Source organism: Providencia sp. PROV209, from assembly GCF_028479485.1.
Taxonomy (GTDB): Bacteria; Pseudomonadota; Gammaproteobacteria; order Enterobacterales; family Enterobacteriaceae; genus Providencia; species Providencia alcalifaciens.
In genome coordinates, this window is sequence record NZ_JAMPNR010000003.1 from 191,194 (window position 1) to 212,614 (window position 21,421).

A 21,421-nucleotide genomic window follows, 5' to 3' on the forward strand; every position below is an offset into this window, starting at 1 on the left:
CAGCATTGAATACTGCGGCATCGGTGTTTATTTCACTTTCATTCCCGCGGCGGTCATTAACAATCTAAATAAGGATGAAAATGCAAAGAGCGCCAATACACTTCCTAACCAAATTGCTGCCATCCAACCGAGCTTTTTCCACCAAGGAGAATTAACTGAAGTATCAGTGATAGCCTTGATCTGGGGTAATTTTTCCTCTGAAGACATAGTAACTCCAATAGGTGTAAACCAAAATAACAGGGATGATGAATAGGGCACCAACCAGCATAAAGCCGAGGCTTTCTGATGGACCTGCTGCATCACGGAATGTAATTGCTGGTGGGATCAGGCTTGGCCAAATACTGATGCCTAAACCCGTAAACCCTAAGAAAATCAGCATTAATGCGGCTAAAAAAGGCACACTATCATAGCGTTGGCGCTTGGCGCTTTTTAAAATTAGCCACACACAGCCGAGCACTAATAATGGAACGGGTAAAAAGAAAAACAGGTTAGGTAAGCTAAACCAGCGTTCATAGATAGCGTCATTTAACATCGGTGTCCATACACTGAGCACCCCTACAACCGTTAACATGGCGAGTGTTAATACGGGTAGCACGCGGTACATAGTTTTGCGCAGGTGTCCTTCAGTTTTCATGATTAACCAGCCGCATGCCAGTAGGGCGTAGGCAATCACTAAACCGAAGCCGCAGAACAGTGGGAATGGTGCGAACCAATCAAAATATCCTCCCATATAGACGCGATTTTCAACATGGAAACCTTGAATGAAAGCACCAATGACAACCCCTTGTGAGAATGTGGTGAGAATTGAGCCCCAAATAAAGGCATGATCCCAACGCCGACGATGGGATTCATCTGCACGAAAGCGAAACTCAAAGGCGACGCCACGGAAAATCAACGCAAATAACATAAAGGTCAGTGGAATAGACAAGGCGTCTAAAACAATGGCATAAGCGAGAGGAAATGCACCAAATAGCGCCGCGCCACCGAGGACTAACCATGTTTCATTACCATCCCAAACTGGGGCAACACTGTTCATCATTAAATCGCGGTCTTGGCTCTCTTTCAGAGCGGGGTACAGAATTCCAATTCCTAAATCAAAGCCATCCATCACGATATACATCAACATGCTAAAGACAATGATGACAAACCAAATCAGTGGTAAATCAATGCCCATGAGTTGCCTCCTCGGAAATACCTTTACGAATTAATTTCATCATGTACATGTAGCCAATGCCAAATACGCTGCCATACACCACAAAGAAGGCGAGCAAGCTAATACTCATGTGCATTTCTCCATGAGCACTCACGGCATCCGCTGTGCGTTGTAAACCGTAAACGACCCAAGGTTGACGCCCGATTTCAGTGGTAAACCAACCCGCTAAAATAGCGATTAAACCAGACGGCGCCATGACAAACATAAAACGTAGAAACATTTTGGATTCATACAGTTTTTTACGTGAGCGTAGCCATAATCCCCAAACACCGGCAGCAATCATCAATAGACCAAGTCCCACCATCACTCGGAATGACCAGAACACCATAAACACATTCGGGCGATCTTCCGGTGGAAATTCTTTTAGCGCAGGAACTTGTTTGGTCGTACTGTGCGTTAAAATAAGACTCGCCATATACGGAATTTCAATGGCATATTCGGTTTTTTCTTTTTCCATATTAGGAATACCAAATAAGATGAGCGGTGTTGCCTCACCCGGTTTGTTTTCCCAGTGACCTTCCATTGCTGCAACTTTCACTGGCTGATATTTTAAGGTATTCAATCCATGAGCATCCCCAATCAAGGCTTGGATCGGTGCTAAAATCAGAATCAACCACAAGGACATGGAGAACATTTTCTTCATCGCGGAGGAGTTATTGCCCTTGAGTAAATGCCATGCGCCAGATGCGCCAATGAAAAATGCTGCCGCTAAGAATGCAGCGGTGGTCATATGCAGTAATCGATAGGGGAATGAAGGGTTGAATATTACCGCCAGCCAATCGACAGGAACAATCCGCCCATCGATAATTTCAAATCCCTGTGGTGTTTGCATAAAGCTATTGGAGGCGAGGATCCAGAAGGTCGAAATGATGGTGCCCAGTGCAACCATACAAGTTGCAAAATAGTGCAGCTTTTCACCAACACGGTTCATACCAAACAACATTACACCCAGGAATCCTGCTTCTAAAAAGAAGGCAGTCAGAACTTCATAGGTTAAGAGGGGACCCGTGATCCCACCTGCAAAGTCTGAAAAAAAGCTCCAGTTAGTCCCAAATTGGTATGCCATCACCAATCCAGAAACAACGCCCATACCGAAATTGACCGCAAAAACCTTCGACCAAAAATGAAACAGTTTTATATAGTCAGTATCGCGGGTTTTTAGCCATAAACCCTCGAGTACAGCCAAAAAACTGGCAAGCCCGATGGTGATGGCGGGAAAGATAATATGGAACGACACCGTAAACGCGAATTGTATACGGGCAAGTTCCAGCGCAGTTAGTCCAAACATATTGACCCCTGAATGGAATTGATTACGACACGCCACATTTTCAGCCATTGCGAAGTAATTTTTGGCTGTTCCTTAGCAATAAATAATTGATTTCGCTGGATTGTTAACACTCATAAATCCAACTAAAAATGTTTTGTGGTTATAGTTAAAAAAAGTCAGGTGAATGTGTGGATAAGTAGAACATGAGACGATAAACTATAATAGTAACAATTTTTGGCAAATCACCTATAACAGTGAGGCGGTAATGACGAGATATGAACAGCTAGCAGCACAAATTCGTCAACAGATTGAAGATCATATTTGGCAGGTTGGAGACAGGCTGCCTTCACTTAGGGAAAGTGTTAAGCAGTCAGGTCTAAGCTTAATGACGGTAGTTCAAGCCTATCAGTTACTTGAGAGTCAGGGGTGGGTCTCAGCGCGCCCGCAGTCAGGTTATTATGTGGCAAATCGTAATAACGCCTTTGCGGCTGCAAAAGGGGGAAAAGGACTCCATTTAAACGAAAATGTGGAGATAAACGCATCGATTTTTGGTGTTTTACAAGCTTGCAAAGACCCCGATATTATCCCTTTTGGTTCCGCTTTCCCTGAGCCCGCCTTACTGGATGACCCCAAATTAGCCAAATCTCTCGCGTCAGTGGCGCGACGTTTATCGAAAACGAATACGACGACGAACTTACCGCCGGGTAACGAACAGTTACGTCGAAATATTGCCCAGCGTTACGCAACTCAAGGGATCCACGTGGCTCCCGATGAAATTGTGATCACCGCTGGAGCGATGGAATCCTTGGTGCTTAGTTTACAAGCAGTCACCCAACCGGGTGATTGGGTGGTCATTGAGTCACCTGCATTTTATGGCTCATTGCAGGCTATTGAGCGTTTAAAGCTCAAAGCGATTGCGATAAAAACGGATCCGTTATTTGGAATCGATCTCGATGCCTTGGAAAATATCGCCGATAAGTATCCGATCAAAGCGTGTTGGTTAATGACCCACTACCAAAATCCGTTAGGGGGAACGATGCCTCCCGCCAATAAAAAACGGCTGGTCGATATTTTGAATAACCACAAAATTGTGTTGATCGAAGATGATGTCTATGGCGAGCTTTATTTTGGCAATCAGCAGCCTATTCCCGCTAAGTCATTAGATTCACAGGGTAACTTTTTTCACTGTTCATCATTTTCGAAATGTTTAGCGCCGGGATACCGTGTAGGCTGGGTAGCTGCGGGTCATCATGCGACCAAAATTCAGCATCTACAAATGATGAGTACAGTCTCTGCGAGTGTGCCAACACAGCTAGCGATAGCCGAATATTTATCCCAAGGGGGATATGATAGCCACTTGCGTAAATTACGCCAAACAATGGAGCAGCGCCAACATTTGATGTTGAGCGCAATTGCCAAATACATGCCACCGACAGTGAAGGTGAATACACCAAAGGGCGGGTATTTCCTGTGGCTTGAGTTTGAGCCACCATTTAATGCTCTACAGCTCTATCAGTTAGCACTGAAAGAAGGAATTAGTATTGCGCCGGGGAGTATGTTTTCAACCAGCGATCAGTTTAACCATGCTTTTCGATTAAATGCATCATTTACATGGAATGACCGATTAGAGCAGGCGATGAAGGTTCTTGGGCGTTTGTGTTATCGATTAACGGGGCATAAATAACCCGCGATGCAGATGGGGGACGGAAGGGAACCCGCCCCTAAATGTGACATAGTTAACTGTTGGCAAGTCCGATGGCGGCGAATGTGAGCATGCCACCTGACACACCTTCTGTAATCCGGCGCTTTTTGTCATTGTATTGGTGCTTGCTATGCATGGAGGCGAATACCATACCAATTGTACCGTAGATAATGATGCACGATGTGATAAAAGTCGCTGATAAGATTAAAGATTGTATTGCAACGCTTTCAGAAACATGGATAAAATTAGGTAAAATCGCGAAGTACACCAGTAACCCTTTAGGGTTAAGAAAACTTGTAAGAAAGGCTTTGCCAATCACTGCTTTTGTGGAAACTGTGTTAAGCTGGAGCGCTTTCGATTTTAGGGCGGATAGCAGCATACGGACGGCCAAATAAGCAACATACGCAACGCCCACCCATTTGATTGTGTGGAAAATGAACGGGGATGCGGCAACAATAGCGGCGAGCCCAAGTGCCGCTAAAATAGCGTGAGCAACATAACCCAGGATAATGCCCAAATTGGCTTTCCACGCAGCAGAAATGCCGCCAGATAATCCTTGTGATGAGATAAATAAAATATCGGGTCCCGGTGTGCAAACCAGAGGGATTACGGTTGCACTAAACAGCAATAACGTTTGTAGCTCCATCCAAACACCTCTATTTATTATTGTTTTCTTATGAAGAGAAAAATGTTTGGTTATTATAGCTATTTTCCTTTGAAATTTGGTTGTTTTGTTGCTTGTCATGGATGTTTATTTGACATTTAATATCAAAAAATAAAAACAAAAGAGGTTCGCATGCCAAAGAGTACAGGCGCACATCAATCTGAAAAGCATGAGCTGGAACACAGCAGTTCATCGCCTATCAAGTTAGATGCAATTGATAAGCATATTTTGCAGGTACTTCAACGTGATGGAAAAATCCAAAATGTTGAATTAGCGAAAGAAGTTGGGTTATCTCCATCCCCGTGCTTAAGGCGCGTTAAATTGCTTGAAGACGCAGGCGTGATTAAGCACTATGTTGCGGTGTTGGATGGCACAAAAATTGGTGCAGGATTATCACTGTTCGCGCGGATTTGGTTCAAAACGCAAGATGCACAAACAATCAATCAATTTGTTGAGGATATTCAGGGGATGCCTGAGGTGGTGGAGTGCCATCTCATGGCGGGTGAATGTGATGCGTTAATCCGTATTGTGACGGAGGATATGGCATCTTATCGTCGTTTCCATGCTGATTATCTGACACAAATTCGCAGTGTACAGAGTATAAAAACCGAAGTACCAATGGAAACGGTCAAAGTGACCTATGCATTGCCATTATAGACTGAACAGTTTAACGTATTTGTCTTCTTCTACTGCTCAATAATATCGATAAATATTACTGAGCAGTTTGCTGATCAGTGCTGAATGCCCTTAGCGGAATCATTATCTTGCAAAAAGATTATTCAGGACGTTCAGGGATCTCTGAAAGGTGCTCATAAATATTATCAACAACAGTATTTGGCACACAAACAACCTTTGTCAGTCTCTTATCTTTGTTATACACCTCAACACCTGATTCTATTTTAGAGCCTGAATGGTTCGTAAAAATGGTATAGGTATAAGTCCCATTTTTAAAATCAATTTCTTGAGAAGCCGCATATCCAGTATCAGTATCTGCATAACGGGTTTGGAAAAAGCCCTGCGTAAGCTGTTTAGGACTTCGGGTAATTTCAATGTCCGGTTGCTGATTTAATTTTCCAAATTGATACTGATACTGACCATTAATCAATGTCACTTTGACTTGACGGTCATTCTTGTTAACGCATTGAAATACAGTCACTGTATGTGAATCTGCCAATACGGGGGCAGACATTAATATCGGTAATACTATAGCTATAAATGTACGGCGAAGTTTCATGGGGTCCCTACCAATTAAAGAGTCATCAATGTGTTATGTTATCGGCATCTTATTCATATGCTCAATGGTCATTTTAGCATTTAAAATTAAGCTAAATGTATTAAGGGTGAAAAAGCAGACTATTCCACATCTCTTAGTTTGATATGTCCTGTTCTGGGATTTACCAAGGTCACGTTTTCCAAAGCGCGGATTTGCCATGTTTCATCTTGCTTAGCTAATACCGCCATAATTAAGGTATCAATTTTATGTGGTCCGATAGGGTGTGCCTCACCTGCAGCTAGACGGCTCCAAAAATGGGTGATTATATGACTTTCATCTAATGGGATAATATCGATAAGCTCATTTTTCATGATGGAATCAGAATAGATAGTTTTGTGAAGGGGAATATGCAACTCGATGATTTCGTTGATACCTTTTACATAGTGTCCAAATCGGTTCACAAAGGTAGCCTCAGGGTGAAATAGCTGACCAAAGACATTCATATCGTGATTATTCCACGCAGATTCAAAGGATAAAGGCATATCTTCGGCGTTTTTGACAGTAGGGTGCATTGAAAATGCCTATATTGGTTAAGTAGGGTTTGCTATCAATACTAGATCAAATGTACGAGTGCGAAAGTCAATGGCGAAAATTTTTTCAGATTTTCGGCTAGGGTTAGATTATTACGATGGTGTTTGTTAAATTAGGGGGACGATTTTAAACGCGCGCGGATGTTAATCAAATAAGGGCAATACAGGGAAAAACATGAGTGATAACGCTCTGACCATACAGGTAAAAAATCAGCATTTACCTAATTGGCAAACATTAAAATTAATATTAAGTTCTTTGATTGTTTTTAATTTTTATTTAAATATTGTACCAAGTGTGAAATCTGATTATTCAATATTAATCAACTTATTTGATTTAGTGTTAATTCCTATGTTTGTTTTTATTGCGGCATATACAAGCAGAGGAATTTCATGGCAGGATTGGCGTGCACATTTAATCCCACCGTTGATTATCTATGTGACTTTCCAATCGATAGATGCGATCCCACTTTATTTCACGAATAGATTAAGCGTCGAAGAGTATTTGCTGTTTCCTCAAAACGGTGTTTGGTTCTTTTTAGCCGTCCCAATATGGCAAGCCATTTTTCTATTACTGCCTCCCTTTATCAAGAACAAGGCGAGGGGCGTGTTTCTTATTTTGCTGCTGTCTCTTGGTATTGCATATGTTTCGAAAATCTATTTATCTGATATAACAGGTTTTTCATCTATAATTTGGTATTTTCCATTCTTTGTTATGGCTTACTTTTGTGATGATAAAAAAGTCCTTTGGTTGAGGCAACATGCATTTTCTATCGTATCAAGCGTGATTATGCTGGTGACGATTTATCTTTATTTTCAAGTGGAAATCGAATCAGGATTAATAAACGTCTTCGGTAGTCATCTATTCATTCATCATTTTTGTCTGTATGTTTTTGCCTTTCTAATAGGGGTGTTGATCTCGATAGCGATTATTTGCCTTTCATTATCGACTGAACGTTTTGTGAAAATAGCGAATAATGCATTAGGGGTTTATTTGATTCACCCGATCATCTGTTTTGTGTTATTGGCGGGTTTAGGCTCACTCGAGATTGACGCTAGTCTGCCGCTCTTAATTTTATTGGCTCTTTTTACGATTGCGCTAGCATTATTTCTTGCTAAAAACCGGATCATTCATTGGTTTTTGAATCCAGAAATAAAGCTGAGGAAAGAGTAAAGTGAAATAAAGCTGGAAATGAAAGGGTTCGATAAAATAAAGGCTTACCTAATACTCGCGGTAAGCCTTTATGAAGTGCAGTATACGTTATTTACGCAGCGCTTTAATTTGCTCAGGGGTAACATCTGCGGCTTGACCACCCCATTGAACTCGGAGGAAGTTGACCAAATCCGCAATTTGTTGGTCATTAAGCTTGTCAGCAAAACCCGGCATACTTTGCATGTTTTGGTTATTTGGGAACGCTTGTTCCGGCAAACCATCTAAAACAGCATTGATGAGATTGGTGCTATCCACATCACGCAACGTTGAGTTCCCTTTCATTGCGACCGCAACATTTGGCTTACCTTCACCATCATAAGAGTGACACCCTGAACAGCTTTCAAGATAAACCTGTTTTCCTTGTGGATTGCCTTCACCCATTTTGAGCGGTAATGTGGCTGGTGGATTATCACCCATCAGGTATGTGGCGATGGCTTTGTTATCTTCCGGAGTGAGATGTTGAGAGCTGAGATAAATAACAGGGTGCATATCGCTGTAAGCGGAACCTTGCGGCGCAAGTCCTGTCATGAAGAATTGTTGCAGATCCTCTTTTGTCCAGCCACGTGCTGCAAGGGCTTCAGGTGTAATGTCTGGGGCTGTAAAACGACCCAGTGAGCCACCTTTCATGTACTTATCTAACTCCATTTCACCGAAGACGCCCCTTGGGGTATGGCACTCAGCACAGTGTTCTAACACATTAACCAAATATTTTCCGCGCACCCATTCAGGGGAGCTACCTTGTGAGCTATTTGGTAACGGTGTGTCATTGAAAAATAATAGATTCCAACCAATCATCGCCATCCGTTGGTTCAGTGGGAAAGGAAGTGAATTTTCAGGTGGTGCGACATCGACCGCAGGGCGGCTCATTAAATAGCTATAGATCGCATCAGAATCACTGCGACTGATGCCTTTATATGAGGTATATGGCATCGCTGGGTAAAGATTTTTACTTGGCGGAGAAATTCCCTCTGTGAGGGCTTTGTGAAATTCGTCTTTCGTCCAACGGCCAATACCATAATCGGCAGAAGGTGTTAAGTTGCTGCTATAAATGGTACCGAATGGGGTATCAAGAGGAAAACCACCAGCTAGTGGCGCACCATTAGCACTGGTATGACAGGCGGCACAATCACCTGCTAGTGTGAGGTAGCGACCACGCTCAATTTCTTCCGCGCTGGCGGTGACTTTTTGTACTGGACCATCAGGTTTGCGGCTTTCATACCAATAAAGAACCGCCAAGACCACAATAGCTATCGCTATCAGCCATAAAATAATACGTTTGATCATTTTATCGCCTCCTTGATTAGTCCTGGGGTACTCATGACGACATCACGCACGGCTTCATAATAACGGACATAGCCAGTACAGCGGCAAATGTGGTTATTCAGGGCGGTTTTGATGGCTTCTTCTAAGTCTTCTTCGGCAATAGGATTACGTTGCAATTCTTCAACAAAAATCGTTGCAGCATTCACAAAACCAGGGGTGCAGTAACCACATTGGAAACTAAAGTGGTCGACAAACGCTTGTTGAACAGGGGATAACTTAACTTCCCCATTTTCTTCTTTCGTTGCAGCACCCTCAACGGTGCGAATACTTTTATTGTTAAAGAAGTGCGCGCCTGTAATGCAAGTACGCACTTCTTCACTGGTGCCTGATGGGTTATCTAAAATCACCACACAAGCGTGGCAGATACCTTGACCGCAGCCAAGGCGAGAACCGGTAAGATCAACATACTCATGAAGAAAATCAATCATCATGAGACCTTCAGGCACATCCATCGGTCCATATTTTTGACCGTTAATGTTGATGGTGAGTGGCAGATAATTTAGGCTCATGATAATACCTCTAGAATGTCTTTAGGGCGAACAGGCAAACTTAAGAAATGGTGACCTGTTGCATCAGCAATAGCATTAACGATAGAAGAAACGACCGGGATCATAACAACTTCAGCAACCCCTTTCGGTGGATCGGTTTCGGATAACCCAGGCAGAACCTCGCTAGTTTGTTTCCAAACTGCAACGTCACTCGCAAGTGGTAAACGGTAACGGTTAAAGTTCCAAGTTCCGTTCCCCGGTCCATCTTCATAGAGAGGTAAATATTCATGGAGGGCATGACCAATCCCCATCGCCAATCCACCTTGAATTTGTCCTGAAACGAGTTGTGGAACGATTAAATTACCACACTCGACAACGGTATGATGGTCGAGCAATTCAACATGACCAGTTGCTTTATCAATGGCGAGTTCAGAGATGGTAGCCACTGCGCTGTAATAGGTCACACCTGCATTATTTCGCTGTGTATCAGGATAATAGGCTTTTTGGCGTTTCCAAACTTGATAATCTTTGTTGGCAAAACGCAGAGAAAGACCATCCACAGGAAGGCGGCGAGTTTCATGATTGATTTCGAAATCAGCTTCAGCCCATTCCCAGCGGTTAAAGACATGGCAAACCGCACCTGTTAGACCGCCCATTTCAAACGTACGATCAATGAGGCGTTGTAAACTCAGGACTTCGAGCCCATCGGCTGTGAGACCATTGGCGACCCAGCGAGCATCTTCACGGCGGACGACTAATGGCGCAGCTTGTCCTCCACCAATCCCTTCTTGCCAAATGGACATTGCAGCAGGCCAAAGACCATATTCGAAAACTAATCGAGCTGCTTCTTCTGTACTGTGGGTAAAGTAATAAGCAGAGTTACTGGCACTTGCAGGAGAACAGTAATTTGGTGTCCAGAGCGGGTTCGCTGCAAGACGGTCTTGCTCATCCTGTGCCATGGCAAATGGATTACCCGTCGAAATCATTGGGAGCACGGACCAATCCACCACGGAGAAATGCGCTTCTTCAGCCGGTTTACCTAACCATTTAGCACATACCACCGCTTGGGATGTCGACATTCCCGTACCAATCTCTGCACCACTGTGATAAATCGCGATTTTACCTTCAGGGGTGAGCTCAACCCGTGCAAATGAGGATTCAGCGCCTGTGCCGAAGTCTTTTTGCACACAGGAAATGCCAGTACCAAACAGTTTACCTGTATTTTTGGCTTCAAAATCGGTTTTCCGTTTTGCTCTTTCTTTCCACATCGGGTGTTCAGCGCAACGGGTGAGAACTTCATCGGCTCGAATAGCACCACCGGGGATGGCACCTTGGGTATTTTTCATTCCTGATTGGATAATATTTTTCAGGCGAAATTCGATAGGATCGGCATTCAATAATTTGGCGGCTTCTTCCATTAGCATATCGGTCGCTGCCATGGCTTGTAAGGTACCATAGCCACGGGCCGAACCTGCATCAACGGCACGAGAGGCGATACCGACAGCTGATAAATCACTGCGAGGGATATAGTAAATTGCTTGAGCGCCTGTCGCGCCAACCATTACGACAGACGGGGTAAAGTTACATCGCCCACCACCATCCCCAATAAATGAGGCGGAAAGTGCTTCAATTTTATGGGTTTTCTTATTGACGGCAAGGGTATAGTCCATATCGAACGCGTGGCGTTTGATGGTGGATTGAAACTGTTCATAGCGATCATTAGCTAAGCGAATAGGAACTCCATCACCATAAAGGGTTGCCATTGCACCATAATATGGGAACGGAGTGTGGTCTTTTGAGCCATAACCTACGGTAAAGCAAGGGTGTAAGAAAATTTGCTTAATCGGAAATTTGGTTTTTGCCAGCATTTCAGGGAGTGATGCCGCCACTTCTTGAGGTGATTGTGTCGGGATCACTAAATGAAAGGATTGTGTGTTAGCATCGTACCAGCCATTGGCGTTATCTGGTTCCAGTGCACAAGTGTCGATGGACTGTGAAAAGTATTTACGCTTGATAATCAGCCAGTCTTCAGGGGGATTTTCCAGTTGTTTTGCCAGCTCATCGGCATAATACATACCTTCCTCATCCAGCTTCCCACCTTCACGTCCTTCAGGCCAGATTGGTAGGTGTTTTTTCATGCCAATCGGCGAAATCGGCATATCCTTCATGCTGGAATAGACATCAGGGGAGAATGGATTTTCACCGCCAATACGAACGCCTCGGTAACTTCCCCATGGGTCACGTTGTAATGGACCGGTATACGCGCCATATTGAATGACGTCATCGTGGAATTTAAGCGTTTCTTTCGCAAAGCTAAACTTGGCAAAATCATGGTAAATCAGTAACGCGACGGCTTGTCCTAAATAAGCGGGGGTTTTTCCCGTTGGTAGAAGTAAATCTTCTCCATAAAATTCAGGAAAGGCGACTCCATCTTTTTCTAAATCGCTAGCGGTGACAATTCGATCAGGCATTAAGCCATCATTGAGTCGCTCGAGATTAAAACCTTCGTAAATTTTATCGGCTTCGGTGACGCGCAGAAGAAAGGCATGACCTTGTTGTTTAGGCCAATGTGGGATGTCTCGCGCTCGAATATCTCTAGCAAAGACTTTTTCGCCTTGGACTTTGGCATAGCCATCGATACGAAATTTAATTTTTTTATCGACGGGATTCCAATCTGGGGCTTGGAGAATTTTTTCCTCGAATAGCACATCAAAAGCTCGGCTATACAAAGGGGCGATATAACAAGAGATCCCAGCAACGACAGCACATTTAAGAAAGTGTCTGCGGGATAGTCCGACATGATTATTGCTCATAATATACCCTTACACTTATTTTTCATTGCTTCAATTTATTATTTTTTATTTTATTGCCAGTGTCGTAATGTAAATTTTTATATATCCAAAAATAATTCATCTAAATGTGATTAGAATTGGCGACCGTCACAACTAATAATTGTAGTAGTCATTTTTATATATTATTTATAATATAAACAATAAATATAACTATGTATAATGTAAACCATGAATATAGGCATATTAATATTAGCAGCAGGAAAAAGTGAGCGTTTCCAAAGCACTGGAGGACGTGGAAGTAAACTCAACCACTTGCTTGATAAACAAACGGTTTTTGAAAAAACACTTTCAAATTCAATGAGTAGTGGGTTGCCTCTTCATGTAGTCACTCGCGCTGATAATGATGGCGTTATTAATAATTGTTTACAATTTAATATTCCATTTTCCGTGTTAAACAGCTACGGATTAGGTGAGTCTATTGCAGTCGGTGTGCAAAATACCCCTAATTGGCATGGCTGGCTAATTCAATTGGGGGATATGCCCTATATACCCCGTGAAATATTTATCCGAATTGCTGATGAATTAAAAAATTACTCATTAGTACGCCCTGTATATAAAAATATACCGGGGCATCCCGTCGGTATATCAGAAAAATATCGGCAAAATTTAATTCATTTAGTGGGAGATGATGGTGCAAAATCAATCTTACGACATCAGTTTGTTTATGAAATAGAGATAAACGATGAAAATGTCACTAAAGACTTTGATTATCTTCCCCATAAAAATCAAGAATAAAAATGAATAGGATTTCAATATGCTGCGTGAAGATGTTTCTGTTATCTCTCAAGCTATTCGCTGGATCAAGGTGGAGCCAGTTTGGTTATGTACGGTACTAAATACTTATGGCTCTTCACCACGAAGCCCAGGATCGCTGTTAGTCGCTAAGGGAGATGGGAGCTATACGGGATCGCTCTCTGGTGGATGTATTGAGGAGGATTTTCTTCAACGTATTCAACAAGGACACTACTTAGAAAATAGCCAAGTTGTTCGCTATGGTCAGGGGGGCGTGGAAGCCAAAGTGAATTTACCGTGTGAAGGGAGTTTAGATGTTCTTATCGAGTATTTACCCTGTAATGAACGTTCTTACCAATATCTCACACAAATTCAAACTGCATTACTTGGCTATACGGCAATTATCAAGAAACTCACGTTACCTAATATGAGTGAGATTACAACGATTCCAAACTCACAACATCCTACTCAGATTGAGCGCAACGGTGATGATATTCAGTTTTATATCATGGCACCGCCAAAACTGATTATTGCCGGCATTTCTAATGTTGGGGTGTATTGTGCAAACTTTGCGGTGACGCTCGGTTTTGAAGTGATTATTTGTGAGCATAGAGATGATGAGTTATTGCGTTTTGCGGGACAAATTGCAGAGCAAATCGAGATTAAAAAAATATTTCCGGCTCGTTTTTTAGAAGAGAATCCAAGCGCAGCCAATACCGCCATCGTGTCGTTGACCCATGATCCGCGCATTGATGATTTAACCTTGATGGAAGCGGTTAATACCTCTGCATTTTATATTGGCGCCATGGGATCAACCCGAACCAGCGCTAAGCGTCGTGAGCGGTTATTAAATTCAGGCGGCTTGACGGTTGAAATGCTAGACCAGATCCATGCGCCTATCGGTATCCCAATTGGCAGTAAAACACCCCCCGAGATTGCGTTAGCCATTATGGCGGACATTGTGGCTCATAAGAATGGGCGGGAGCTTGCAACGAGCCGGAGCCATTAATAATAAAGCCCATGAATGTAAGTGACCCTAATAGTTGGGCGCTAATCACAAAAGGAAGGCATAATTAACCAGTAGATGTCTGCGGTTTTTTATATAAGGTGTTCTATGGTTAGAGCTTCAGTTTATATAACAAATGGGTTATAAGCTATAAAGCTATATCCGATCGAATAATTATAAAAAAGGAGAGTCATTGTGAGCATATTTAAATCAATTTGGGATTTTTTTGGGATTTACCAAACTAAAAAAATAAGAGTTTTACATGCACTAATTTTACTTTTGGTGATACTGCAAATCATAGTGAGTAATTGGATGACTGGAACAAAGTCAGTTGTTCCTCCTTTTTTTGATATGACTTATTTATTCACTTGGATACATATTGTTTCCGGTTTTGTACTTTTTTTCTTAACATTCTTTTTAGTTGTATCGTGCTTTAATCAACGCGGTCTTAGGTATTTTTATCCTTATCTCTGGGGCGACTTTAAACAAATCAAAGAAGATGTAAATTCTCTTTTAGCTAAAAAGCTACCAGACAGCTCTCCTAAAGGACTCGCCGCAACAGTTCAAGGGTTAGGATTAGGTGCTTTATCAATTGTTATTTTATCGGGCATTGCATGGTTTATTCTATGGTTACAGCAGTCTCCACTTGCATTAGAGGCTAGGAGTATTCATAAATCACTTACGATTTTAATTGAGATTTATATTTATGGTCATGGTGGCTTAGGCATTATTCATTTTGTCATTTGGAAGAAAAGTAAATAGGCTTATTTGATACTCTTATAGACAATATGGGCAATGAGTGCCCATATTGTCTACCCATCTGATATTTTACCAAATACCCGTAATACCAATAAATTACCGTAGCATGAATGAAAAAACATGTTGTTATCTATTGCCATTGGCCACTGAAGAGATGACCAACTCTTGCTATTCTGTTTTGTGGCTGACTTAAGTTTACGTAATTAGTGGTATTTTCATTTTATCGACCCCATAAAGTTTAATATAATCAATTTGTTATATATTTACAAAGGATTATGTCGCATCATCATGGCTAAGTTAATGTTTAACTTCTCCCTCATCATTAGAGTTATTATCTGTATATTTGGTGTTCAACTTGTATTTTATATTTATTAATAGCTTAAATATTTTATTTTGTGATGGTATCAACATAAAAAGTCAGAAGTCAGAAATGAGAAATGTAAAATTAGTGAAGTTCACAATATTAAGAATAGTCATGACAGTCTCTGAAATAGCTAACGCAGTCACAGGTCACGTCATCGCTACAAAGACTGTTAAGGTTGAAAACGACAAGCGTAGCCAGTACCCATTAAAGAAAACGAGTGACATACAATATTGATGTCATTGTTTAACGATGGCTTTAGCAGAGAAGGTGAATCAAAAGTTATTCGATATGCTTCAAGCAATCGGATTTTTGATGATCTAATTCTTTGTTTTTATGATAAAATTGAAAAATAAAATCATTTTTTAGTATTTTAGAAGAGATACGTTATATATGTATAATTTTACGAAGCTAATAAAATTATTAATTGTTATCATACTCTTAATAATACTTCTTCAAAATTTTATTTTCAAAAACATGCATTATATAGAGGAATATATCATAAATAACTTTTTGTTTTGATGTTTATATTAAGTTGTTAACTTCATAAGTCGAGACTATTAATGTAATTAATTTTCAATCTCATTATACTATTGTAATAGTCTTATTATGATGTGGTGGTCGTGTATTATATTAAATGATTCATCAACAGGTTTGTATTTCTTCTTTCAATCGATAGATAAATTTGTATTATTAAATTAAATGTTTTTTGATGATCTAATCTTAATTTTTTATTGTCCTCAATTTAAAATTGGATTTATTGAATATATTAGTAAATAAATTTTAAATTTATTAGGCTGGTCATGTCTATTTAAATGTTTATTTTGAAATTTTTATGTGAAATTGAAATTGAAATTGAAATTGAAATTGAAATATGGAGGGATTGTTGATGGCATCATCCAATCAGAATGTTCAATATTTCTTTAAAAAAAGAAATATCTTAGTTATTGATATAGGTGGAACTTTCATTAAGGTTTATTCTTCTGATTTAAATAATGTGATAAAAATAAAATCAGGTCTTTCAATGACACCACAAAAGTTTATCCATGAATTAAATGAAAATCTTTCTTTTTCTCATTACGCGGGTGTTAGCATTGGTTTCCCATCACCAATTATTGAAAATCGAATAATGAAAGAGCCTGCTAATCTAGGTTATGGATGGGTGAACTTTGATTTGGAATCTGCATTTAACTGTCCTGTTAAGATAATCAATGATGCCGCAATGCAAGCGACAGGAAGCTACGATGGCGGGAAAATGCTTTTTTTAGGATTGGGGACAGGATTAGGTAGTAGCTTGGTCGTGAATAATGAAGTTATCTCTCTAGAATTAGGACACCTTAATTATTTAGATCATAATTATGAATATTTTACTTGTGATGCTTACCGACAAAAAAATGGGAATAAAAATTGGGAAGATGAGGTTTTAAATATTACCGATGATTTCTATCAGGTATTCATGCCAGATTATATTGTTCTTGGTGGCGGCAACGTAGTAAGACTTAATAATCTGCCTGAATATGTTAGAAGAGGTGGTAATGATAAAGCATTTATTGGTGGAATGAAAATGTGGAATGAATAAGATGAATATGAAAAAACAAATAGGTTTTATCGGTGTAGGAAGAATGGGCGCTGCGATGGTTAGACGTATTTCTTGTTCTGGTATTTCATGTGTAGTTTATGACAAGAATATTGAAGCTCAAGCGAACATACCCCAAAAAATAAAGTTTACAACAAATTTAAATAATTTTATTGAAAGTTTATCTGAACCTAAACAAATATGGTTAATGCTTCCGGCAGGCATCGTTGATACGGTTATTACTGAACTTAAACCATACTTAAAAAATGGTGACACTATTATCGATGGTGGGAACTCTCATTTTACTGACGATATCCGTAGAGCAAATGAATTAAAAAATGACGGTATAAATTATTTAGATGTGGGTGTTAGCGGTGGCGTTTGGGGGGAGAAACGAGGATATTGTCTCATGATAGGTGGATCCAAAAACGAGTATGAATTCCTTGAACCCGTATTCAAAGCTTTAGCGCCTGGAGTTTCAGGTGCTAAAAGGACTCAAGGACGTGAAAATGAGCCATCACCCGCAGAGAATGGATATTTATATTGTGGAGAGAATGGCGCAGGGCATTTTGTGAAAATGGTCCATAATGGCATTGAATATGGATTAATGGCAGCATATGCAGAGGGGTTTAGTATTTTAAAACATGCCAACCAAGGATTAGATAAAACAGATGTGGATGCGGAAACAGCCCCCCTTGAATCCCCGATGAATTATAAATATGAATTACCATTAAAAGATATTAGTGAGCTTTGGCGAAGAGGAAGTGTGATTAGTTCTTGGTTGTTAGATTTGATTGCACAAGAAATGTTTTTCTCAGAAGACTTAGATAACTATACCGGAAAAGTTTCTGACTCAGGCGAGGGGCGTTGGACATCTATTGCTGCGATTGACTTGGGTGTACCAACACCAGTATTAACGACCGCATTATATTCTCGTTTCTTTTCACAGCAAAGCGATTCATTTTCAAACAGAGTACAATCTGCAATGCGTCATGCTTTTGGTGGTCACCAAGAAAAAAATACATTAAATGGTGGTGAAAAATGAAACCATTATCTTTAGTTATTCTAGGTGCTAGCGGTGATTTGACCAAAAGACTTTTAATGCCTTCGTTATTTAGATTGCATCAGTTAGGTTTGATTTCTAAATTAAATATAATTGGATACTCATGCGATCAATGGAATGATAACGATTTTATTGAGCATGTTCATGATGCGCTTAGTGAGTTTGTTCTTGATTTTGATGATGAAAAATGGATTAGTTTCAGCAAGTGTTTGAGCTTTATTAGTGGTTCACTTGATGTAAAAGATCTGGCTACTTTAAGTAAAAAAATTGATGGCTCAGCTCTTTTTTATTTAGCACTACCACCTACGTTATTTGCTAAAGCCGCAGTTAAAATTGGAGAAGCTGGTCTATCAATAGAATCCTCAAGTTATTGGCGGCGTATTTTAATTGAAAAGCCATTTGGCACTGATTTAGATTCGGCACAGTTTTTACATAGTCAAATTCATTCTTATTGGAATGAATCTCAAGTCTATAGGATTGACCACTTTTTAGGTAAAGAAGCCACTCTCAACCTGATGATTTTTCGTTTCGCTAATCGTGTATTAGCGCCTATATGGTGTTCTGAACATATTGAACAAGTACAAATTACCTATGCCGAAACTCTGGGGGTTGAAAATAGATCCGTTTACTATGACCATGCAGGTGCGATGAGGGATATGCTGCAAAATCACTTAATGCAGTTATTAACATTGACCGCAATTGAACCATTAGGACATTGGGATAGTGAAATACTTAGAGATCATAAAGTTGAAATATTAAAATCAATTCGATTGGTGAACGATACAAATGTAGATACTTGGGCTGCAAGAGGACAATATACAGCTGGAAAAATAAATGATAAAAGCACCATTTCTTACCGCGATGAAATAGGGATTCCTGCCAATAGTAATACAGAAACTTTCGCTGCATTACGGATAGATATTGATAATTGGCGCTGGAGAGGTGTGCCTTTTTATTTACGTAGTGGAAAGAGATTAGCTCGCAATTATGCAGAAATAGCAATTCAATTTAAAGGTCCATCAGAAGCACTGCCTGACGATATCAGCGTTGACAATAATTGGCTGGTTTTTAGATTACTTCCTAATCTACAAATAGATATGCAGGTGACAGCTAAGTTACCTGGGATGAAGTTAAATACACATAATATAGAACTCACTGCACCTTATACTCATGCGGGAGAATACGAAGTATCTGCTTATGAGCAATTAATATTAGATGCTTTAAAGGGAGAGAAAAGTAACTTTTTACGATTCGATGAGGTTGAGTGGGCATGGCGAGTCATTGAGCCAATTATAAAATCGTGGCGTCATGGAGAACCTGACCTTTATCAGGCAGGAACGGAAGGACCTAACTCTCAGAATAAAATAATGCAAAAAAATCATTCTTGGCGTTCAATTAATTATGGTAATCAATGAAATATATTTTTTTGTGAATTTTTAATTTTACATGTACATAACAGGAAAATATTTTTACTGTATTTTATAAAATTAAGGTTTATTCGAATTGTAAGTAATTATTGATTTAATTAGTGAAATCAACGATGAAATATATTAATAACAGGATGATTTTATAATGAAAACAAAACATTCGATAAATGTCATGGTGTTTTTTGTTGGATTATTAGCTGCGCTTGCAGGACTATTCTTTGGGTTAGATACCGGAGTGATTTCAGGAGCGCTTCCATTTATTAGCCGAGATTTTGAAATCTCGTCAACATTACAAGAATTTATTGTTAGCTCTATGATGTTAGGTGCTGCATTGGGTGCATTGATGAGTGGATGGCTTTCATCTCGTAATGGAAGAAGGAAAAGTCTAATTATTAGCTCTGTATTATTTATAATTGGAGCTTTAGCTTCTTCACTATCACCAAATGCTTATTTTCTTATATTTTCTAGAGTTATATTAGGCCTCGCGATTGGTATATCTTCATTTACAACTCCTGCTTATTTATCTGAGATTGCCCCTAAGAAAATCAGGGGTGGCATGATTTCTATGTACCAACTAATGATTACTATCGGTATATTATTAGCTTTTATATCAGATACGGGTTTTAGTTATGATCATGCTTGGCGTTGGATGTTAGGGATTACGGCTATTCCAGCTGTATTATTATTTTTTGGTGTTACATTTTTACCTGAAAGTCCACGTTGGTTAGCAAGCAAAAATAAAGTTGAAGAAGCTAAAAAAATATTATTCAAATTACGTGAGTCCAAAGAGGAAGTAGAACAAGAACTTGGTGATATTCTCAATAGCTTAAAAGTGAAACAATCGGGATTTAATTTATTTAGAGATAATAGAAATTTTCGAAGAAGTGTATTTTTAGGTATTTCATTGCAATTTATGCAACAACTTACCGGCATAAATGTAATTATGTATTATGCGCCTAAAATATTTTCTTTAGCTGGATTTGCTTCTACTTCTCAGCAAATGTATGGAACCGTTTTAGTCGGTATTGTTAATGTAATTGCGACATTATTTGCTATAGCAATAGTTGACCGTTTTGGTAGGAAAAAACTATTATTAGCTGGGTTTTCTGTTATGGCTATCAGTATAGCATTACTTGCTCATATACTGTCTTATCAAACACATACTCTATTTTTACAATATATTAGTGTATCGTTATTATTATTATTTATCATCGGTTTTGCGGTTAGCGCGGGTCCTATCATATGGGTTCTTTGCTCTGAAATTCAGCCATTAAAAGGCAGAGATTTTGGAATAACATGTTCAACGACTGCGAACTGGGTGGCTAATATGTTAGTGAGTGCGACATTCTTAACATTGCTATCATTGTTAGGAGATACAAATACATTTTGGATTTATTCAATACTTAATATTATATTTATTGTCATTACATTATATTATGTACCTGAGACTAAAAATGTGGCGCTTGAACAAATAGAAAGAAAATTAATGGAAGGAAATCGTTTAAAAGATATAGGTAGAGCGTAATACCTTACTTTCTATTTTCTTAAAATGAGTTGGATATTGATGTATAAAATATCCAACTTTTTATTACTGGCGTCTATTATTGTTCAATTACTACAAGTAAGTATATTGTATTTACAATTCAAATCAGCTACTTGTGCTATATGAATTACTCTGATATTGCATGGATTAAAAATTAAAACTTCGCAACGGCAAGTCGTGGTGACGCGGGTGCTCAAATTATAATCGGGTCCGATTATGACTTTGGTAACGGTGCTCCCAAAGATTTTAAAACAGCGGACGATTGGTCATTGAGTGGTTTCATAAATCAGGTAAGCAGGAGAATGTAGGTGCTCAATTCCGTCTTGGCGCTATCTATGAAGACGATGATGGTGGATTTCAACGAAGATAAATAAGCGGTACTCAGTTATATATTCATTCAGTTGTAGGTTTTCATGAATCGTCTGAGATACG

General features: G+C 39.7%; 19 protein-coding genes. 10 read left to right on the forward strand and 9 right to left on the reverse strand.

All coding sequences use genetic code 11. The features are described 5' to 3' along the window. Nucleotides 1-27: 27 nt before the first annotated feature. The 3 genes from PR795_RS04810 to PR795_RS04820 are packed head-to-tail and all read right to left on the reverse strand — an operon-like array spanning nt 28 to nt 2,501. Nucleotides 28-207 carry a DUF2474 domain-containing protein gene (locus PR795_RS04810; protein ID WP_036975873.1) on the reverse strand — a complete coding sequence of 60 codons (180 nt, stop codon included), beginning with the start codon at nt 205-207 and terminating at the stop codon, nt 28-30. Continuing rightward, entirely contained in the window at nt 164-1,174 is a 1,011-nt protein-coding gene (gene cydB, locus PR795_RS04815; RefSeq protein ID WP_006660016.1) for a cytochrome d ubiquinol oxidase subunit II, read from the reverse strand. Before cydB ends, PR795_RS04810 begins: the two co-directional genes overlap by 44 nt. Further along, on the reverse strand, nt 1,164-2,501 hold the full coding sequence (locus PR795_RS04820) for a cytochrome ubiquinol oxidase subunit I (RefSeq protein ID WP_036962294.1): 1,338 nt from the start codon (nt 2,499-2,501) through the stop codon (nt 1,164-1,166). Before PR795_RS04820 ends, cydB begins: the two co-directional genes overlap by 11 nt. Nucleotides 2,502-2,745: 244 nt before the next feature. Here PR795_RS04820 and PR795_RS04825 point away from each other — a divergent pair, with 244 nt between their 5' ends. Continuing rightward, complete coding sequence (locus PR795_RS04825; protein ID WP_036979333.1) at nt 2,746-4,164, forward strand: aminotransferase-like domain-containing protein; 1,419 nt, start codon at nt 2,746-2,748, stop codon at nt 4,162-4,164. Between the two features lie 52 nt (nt 4,165-4,216). On the opposite strand, the gene PR795_RS04830 is transcribed toward PR795_RS04825, so the two are convergent. Further along, a complete protein-coding gene (locus PR795_RS04830) occupies nt 4,217-4,828 on the reverse strand; it encodes a LysE family translocator (protein WP_006661902.1) in 612 nt (203 codons plus the stop codon). A gap of 150 nt (nt 4,829-4,978) precedes the next feature. On the opposite strand from PR795_RS04830, the gene PR795_RS04835 reads away from it, so the two are divergent. Continuing rightward, entirely contained in the window at nt 4,979-5,503 is a 525-nt protein-coding gene (locus PR795_RS04835; protein WP_006661901.1) for an Lrp/AsnC family transcriptional regulator, read from the forward strand. Nucleotides 5,504-5,621: 118 nt separating this feature from the next. On the opposite strand, the gene PR795_RS04840 is transcribed toward PR795_RS04835, so the two are convergent. Together PR795_RS04840 and PR795_RS04845 are read right to left on the reverse strand one after the other, a co-directional pair. Beyond that, nucleotides 5,622-6,080 carry a hypothetical protein gene (locus PR795_RS04840; protein ID WP_006661900.1) on the reverse strand — a complete coding sequence of 153 codons (459 nt, stop codon included), beginning with the start codon at nt 6,078-6,080 and terminating at the stop codon, nt 5,622-5,624. A 119-nt stretch (nt 6,081-6,199) separates the two neighbouring features. Next, complete coding sequence (locus PR795_RS04845; protein WP_181480808.1) at nt 6,200-6,631, reverse strand: SgcJ/EcaC family oxidoreductase; 432 nt, start codon at nt 6,629-6,631, stop codon at nt 6,200-6,202. Between the two features lie 193 nt (nt 6,632-6,824). Between PR795_RS04845 and PR795_RS04850 the strand changes: the two genes are divergently transcribed. Next, complete coding sequence (locus PR795_RS04850; RefSeq protein WP_006660009.1) at nt 6,825-7,820, forward strand: acyltransferase family protein; 996 nt, start codon at nt 6,825-6,827, stop codon at nt 7,818-7,820. Nucleotides 7,821-7,907: 87 nt separating this feature from the next. Here the strand turns inward: PR795_RS04850 and PR795_RS04855 are convergent, their stop codons facing one another. The 3 genes from PR795_RS04855 to PR795_RS04865 are packed head-to-tail and all read right to left on the reverse strand — an operon-like array spanning nt 7,908 to nt 12,483. Next, entirely contained in the window at nt 7,908-9,143 is a 1,236-nt protein-coding gene (locus PR795_RS04855) for a c-type cytochrome (protein WP_006660008.1), read from the reverse strand. Then, nucleotides 9,140-9,691, reverse strand: a complete 552-nt coding sequence (locus PR795_RS04860) for a (2Fe-2S)-binding protein (RefSeq protein WP_006660007.1) — start codon at nt 9,689-9,691, stop codon at nt 9,140-9,142. The genes PR795_RS04855 and PR795_RS04860 overlap by 4 nt, the downstream gene beginning before the upstream one ends. Next, nucleotides 9,688-12,483, reverse strand: coding sequence for a xanthine dehydrogenase family protein molybdopterin-binding subunit (locus tag PR795_RS04865; RefSeq protein WP_036975866.1), 2,796 nt, complete (start codon nt 12,481-12,483; stop codon nt 9,688-9,690). Before PR795_RS04865 ends, PR795_RS04860 begins: the two co-directional genes overlap by 4 nt. Before the next feature lie 207 nt (nt 12,484-12,690). Here PR795_RS04865 and PR795_RS04870 point away from each other — a divergent pair, with 207 nt between their 5' ends. From PR795_RS04870 to PR795_RS04900, 7 genes are all read left to right on the forward strand, one after another. After that, nucleotides 12,691-13,257 carry a nucleotidyltransferase family protein gene (locus tag PR795_RS04870; RefSeq protein WP_006660005.1) on the forward strand — a complete coding sequence of 189 codons (567 nt, stop codon included), beginning with the start codon at nt 12,691-12,693 and terminating at the stop codon, nt 13,255-13,257. A gap of 19 nt (nt 13,258-13,276) precedes the next feature. Beyond that, nucleotides 13,277-14,263 (forward strand): XdhC family protein, encoded by a 987-nt coding sequence (locus PR795_RS04875; protein WP_181480809.1) that lies wholly within the window; start codon nt 13,277-13,279, stop codon nt 14,261-14,263. A gap of 192 nt (nt 14,264-14,455) precedes the next feature. Continuing rightward, on the forward strand, nt 14,456-15,022 hold the full coding sequence (locus tag PR795_RS04880) for a cytochrome b/b6 domain-containing protein (RefSeq protein WP_036975862.1): 567 nt from the start codon (nt 14,456-14,458) through the stop codon (nt 15,020-15,022). 1,247 nt (nt 15,023-16,269) lie between these two features. Then, complete coding sequence (locus PR795_RS04885; RefSeq protein WP_006661894.1) at nt 16,270-16,959, forward strand: ROK family protein; 690 nt, start codon at nt 16,270-16,272, stop codon at nt 16,957-16,959. Nucleotide 16,960: 1 nt separating this feature from the next. Beyond that, complete coding sequence (gene gnd / locus PR795_RS04890) at nt 16,961-18,001, forward strand: phosphogluconate dehydrogenase (NAD(+)-dependent, decarboxylating) (protein WP_224050988.1); 1,041 nt, start codon at nt 16,961-16,963, stop codon at nt 17,999-18,001. After that, nucleotides 17,998-19,434 (forward strand): glucose-6-phosphate dehydrogenase, encoded by a 1,437-nt coding sequence (gene zwf / locus PR795_RS04895; protein WP_036975860.1) that lies wholly within the window; start codon nt 17,998-18,000, stop codon nt 19,432-19,434. Before gnd ends, zwf begins: the two co-directional genes overlap by 4 nt. Before the next feature lie 157 nt (nt 19,435-19,591). Beyond that, a complete protein-coding gene (locus PR795_RS04900; protein WP_181480810.1) occupies nt 19,592-20,971 on the forward strand; it encodes a sugar porter family MFS transporter in 1,380 nt (459 codons plus the stop codon). Nucleotides 20,972-21,421 lie beyond the last annotated feature (450 nt).

What these genes read in the sequence shown, in the direction of transcription:
- PR795_RS04835 (WP_006661901.1), top strand. Translation starts at nt 4,979, where the DNA reads ATGCCAAAGAGTACAGGCGCACATCAATCTGAAAAGCATGAGCTGGAA.
- PR795_RS04860 (WP_006660007.1), bottom strand. Translation starts at nt 9,691, where the DNA reads ATGAGCCTAAATTATCTGCCACTCACCATCAACATTAACGGTCAAAAA.
- PR795_RS04825 (WP_036979333.1), top strand. Translation starts at nt 2,746, where the DNA reads ATGACGAGATATGAACAGCTAGCAGCACAAATTCGTCAACAGATTGAA.
- cydB (WP_006660016.1), bottom strand. Translation starts at nt 1,174, where the DNA reads ATGGGCATTGATTTACCACTGATTTGGTTTGTCATCATTGTCTTTAGC.
- PR795_RS04850 (WP_006660009.1), top strand. Translation starts at nt 6,825, where the DNA reads ATGAGTGATAACGCTCTGACCATACAGGTAAAAAATCAGCATTTACCT.
- PR795_RS04855 (WP_006660008.1), bottom strand. Translation starts at nt 9,143, where the DNA reads ATGATCAAACGTATTATTTTATGGCTGATAGCGATAGCTATTGTGGTC.
- PR795_RS04810 (WP_036975873.1), bottom strand. Translation starts at nt 207, where the DNA reads ATGTCTTCAGAGGAAAAATTACCCCAGATCAAGGCTATCACTGATACT.
- PR795_RS04840 (WP_006661900.1), bottom strand. Translation starts at nt 6,080, where the DNA reads ATGAAACTTCGCCGTACATTTATAGCTATAGTATTACCGATATTAATG.
- PR795_RS04865 (WP_036975866.1), bottom strand. Translation starts at nt 12,483, where the DNA reads ATGAGCAATAATCATGTCGGACTATCCCGCAGACACTTTCTTAAATGT.
- PR795_RS04845 (WP_181480808.1), bottom strand. Translation starts at nt 6,631, where the DNA reads ATGCACCCTACTGTCAAAAACGCCGAAGATATGCCTTTATCCTTTGAA.
- PR795_RS04820 (WP_036962294.1), bottom strand. Translation starts at nt 2,501, where the DNA reads ATGTTTGGACTAACTGCGCTGGAACTTGCCCGTATACAATTCGCGTTT.
- PR795_RS04885 (WP_006661894.1), top strand. Translation starts at nt 16,270, where the DNA reads ATGGCATCATCCAATCAGAATGTTCAATATTTCTTTAAAAAAAGAAAT.
- PR795_RS04830 (WP_006661902.1), bottom strand. Translation starts at nt 4,828, where the DNA reads ATGGAGCTACAAACGTTATTGCTGTTTAGTGCAACCGTAATCCCTCTG.
- PR795_RS04870 (WP_006660005.1), top strand. Translation starts at nt 12,691, where the DNA reads ATGAATATAGGCATATTAATATTAGCAGCAGGAAAAAGTGAGCGTTTC.
- PR795_RS04875 (WP_181480809.1), top strand. Translation starts at nt 13,277, where the DNA reads ATGCTGCGTGAAGATGTTTCTGTTATCTCTCAAGCTATTCGCTGGATC.
- gnd (WP_224050988.1), top strand. Translation starts at nt 16,961, where the DNA reads ATGAATATGAAAAAACAAATAGGTTTTATCGGTGTAGGAAGAATGGGC.
- zwf (WP_036975860.1), top strand. Translation starts at nt 17,998, where the DNA reads ATGAAACCATTATCTTTAGTTATTCTAGGTGCTAGCGGTGATTTGACC.
- PR795_RS04900 (WP_181480810.1), top strand. Translation starts at nt 19,592, where the DNA reads ATGAAAACAAAACATTCGATAAATGTCATGGTGTTTTTTGTTGGATTA.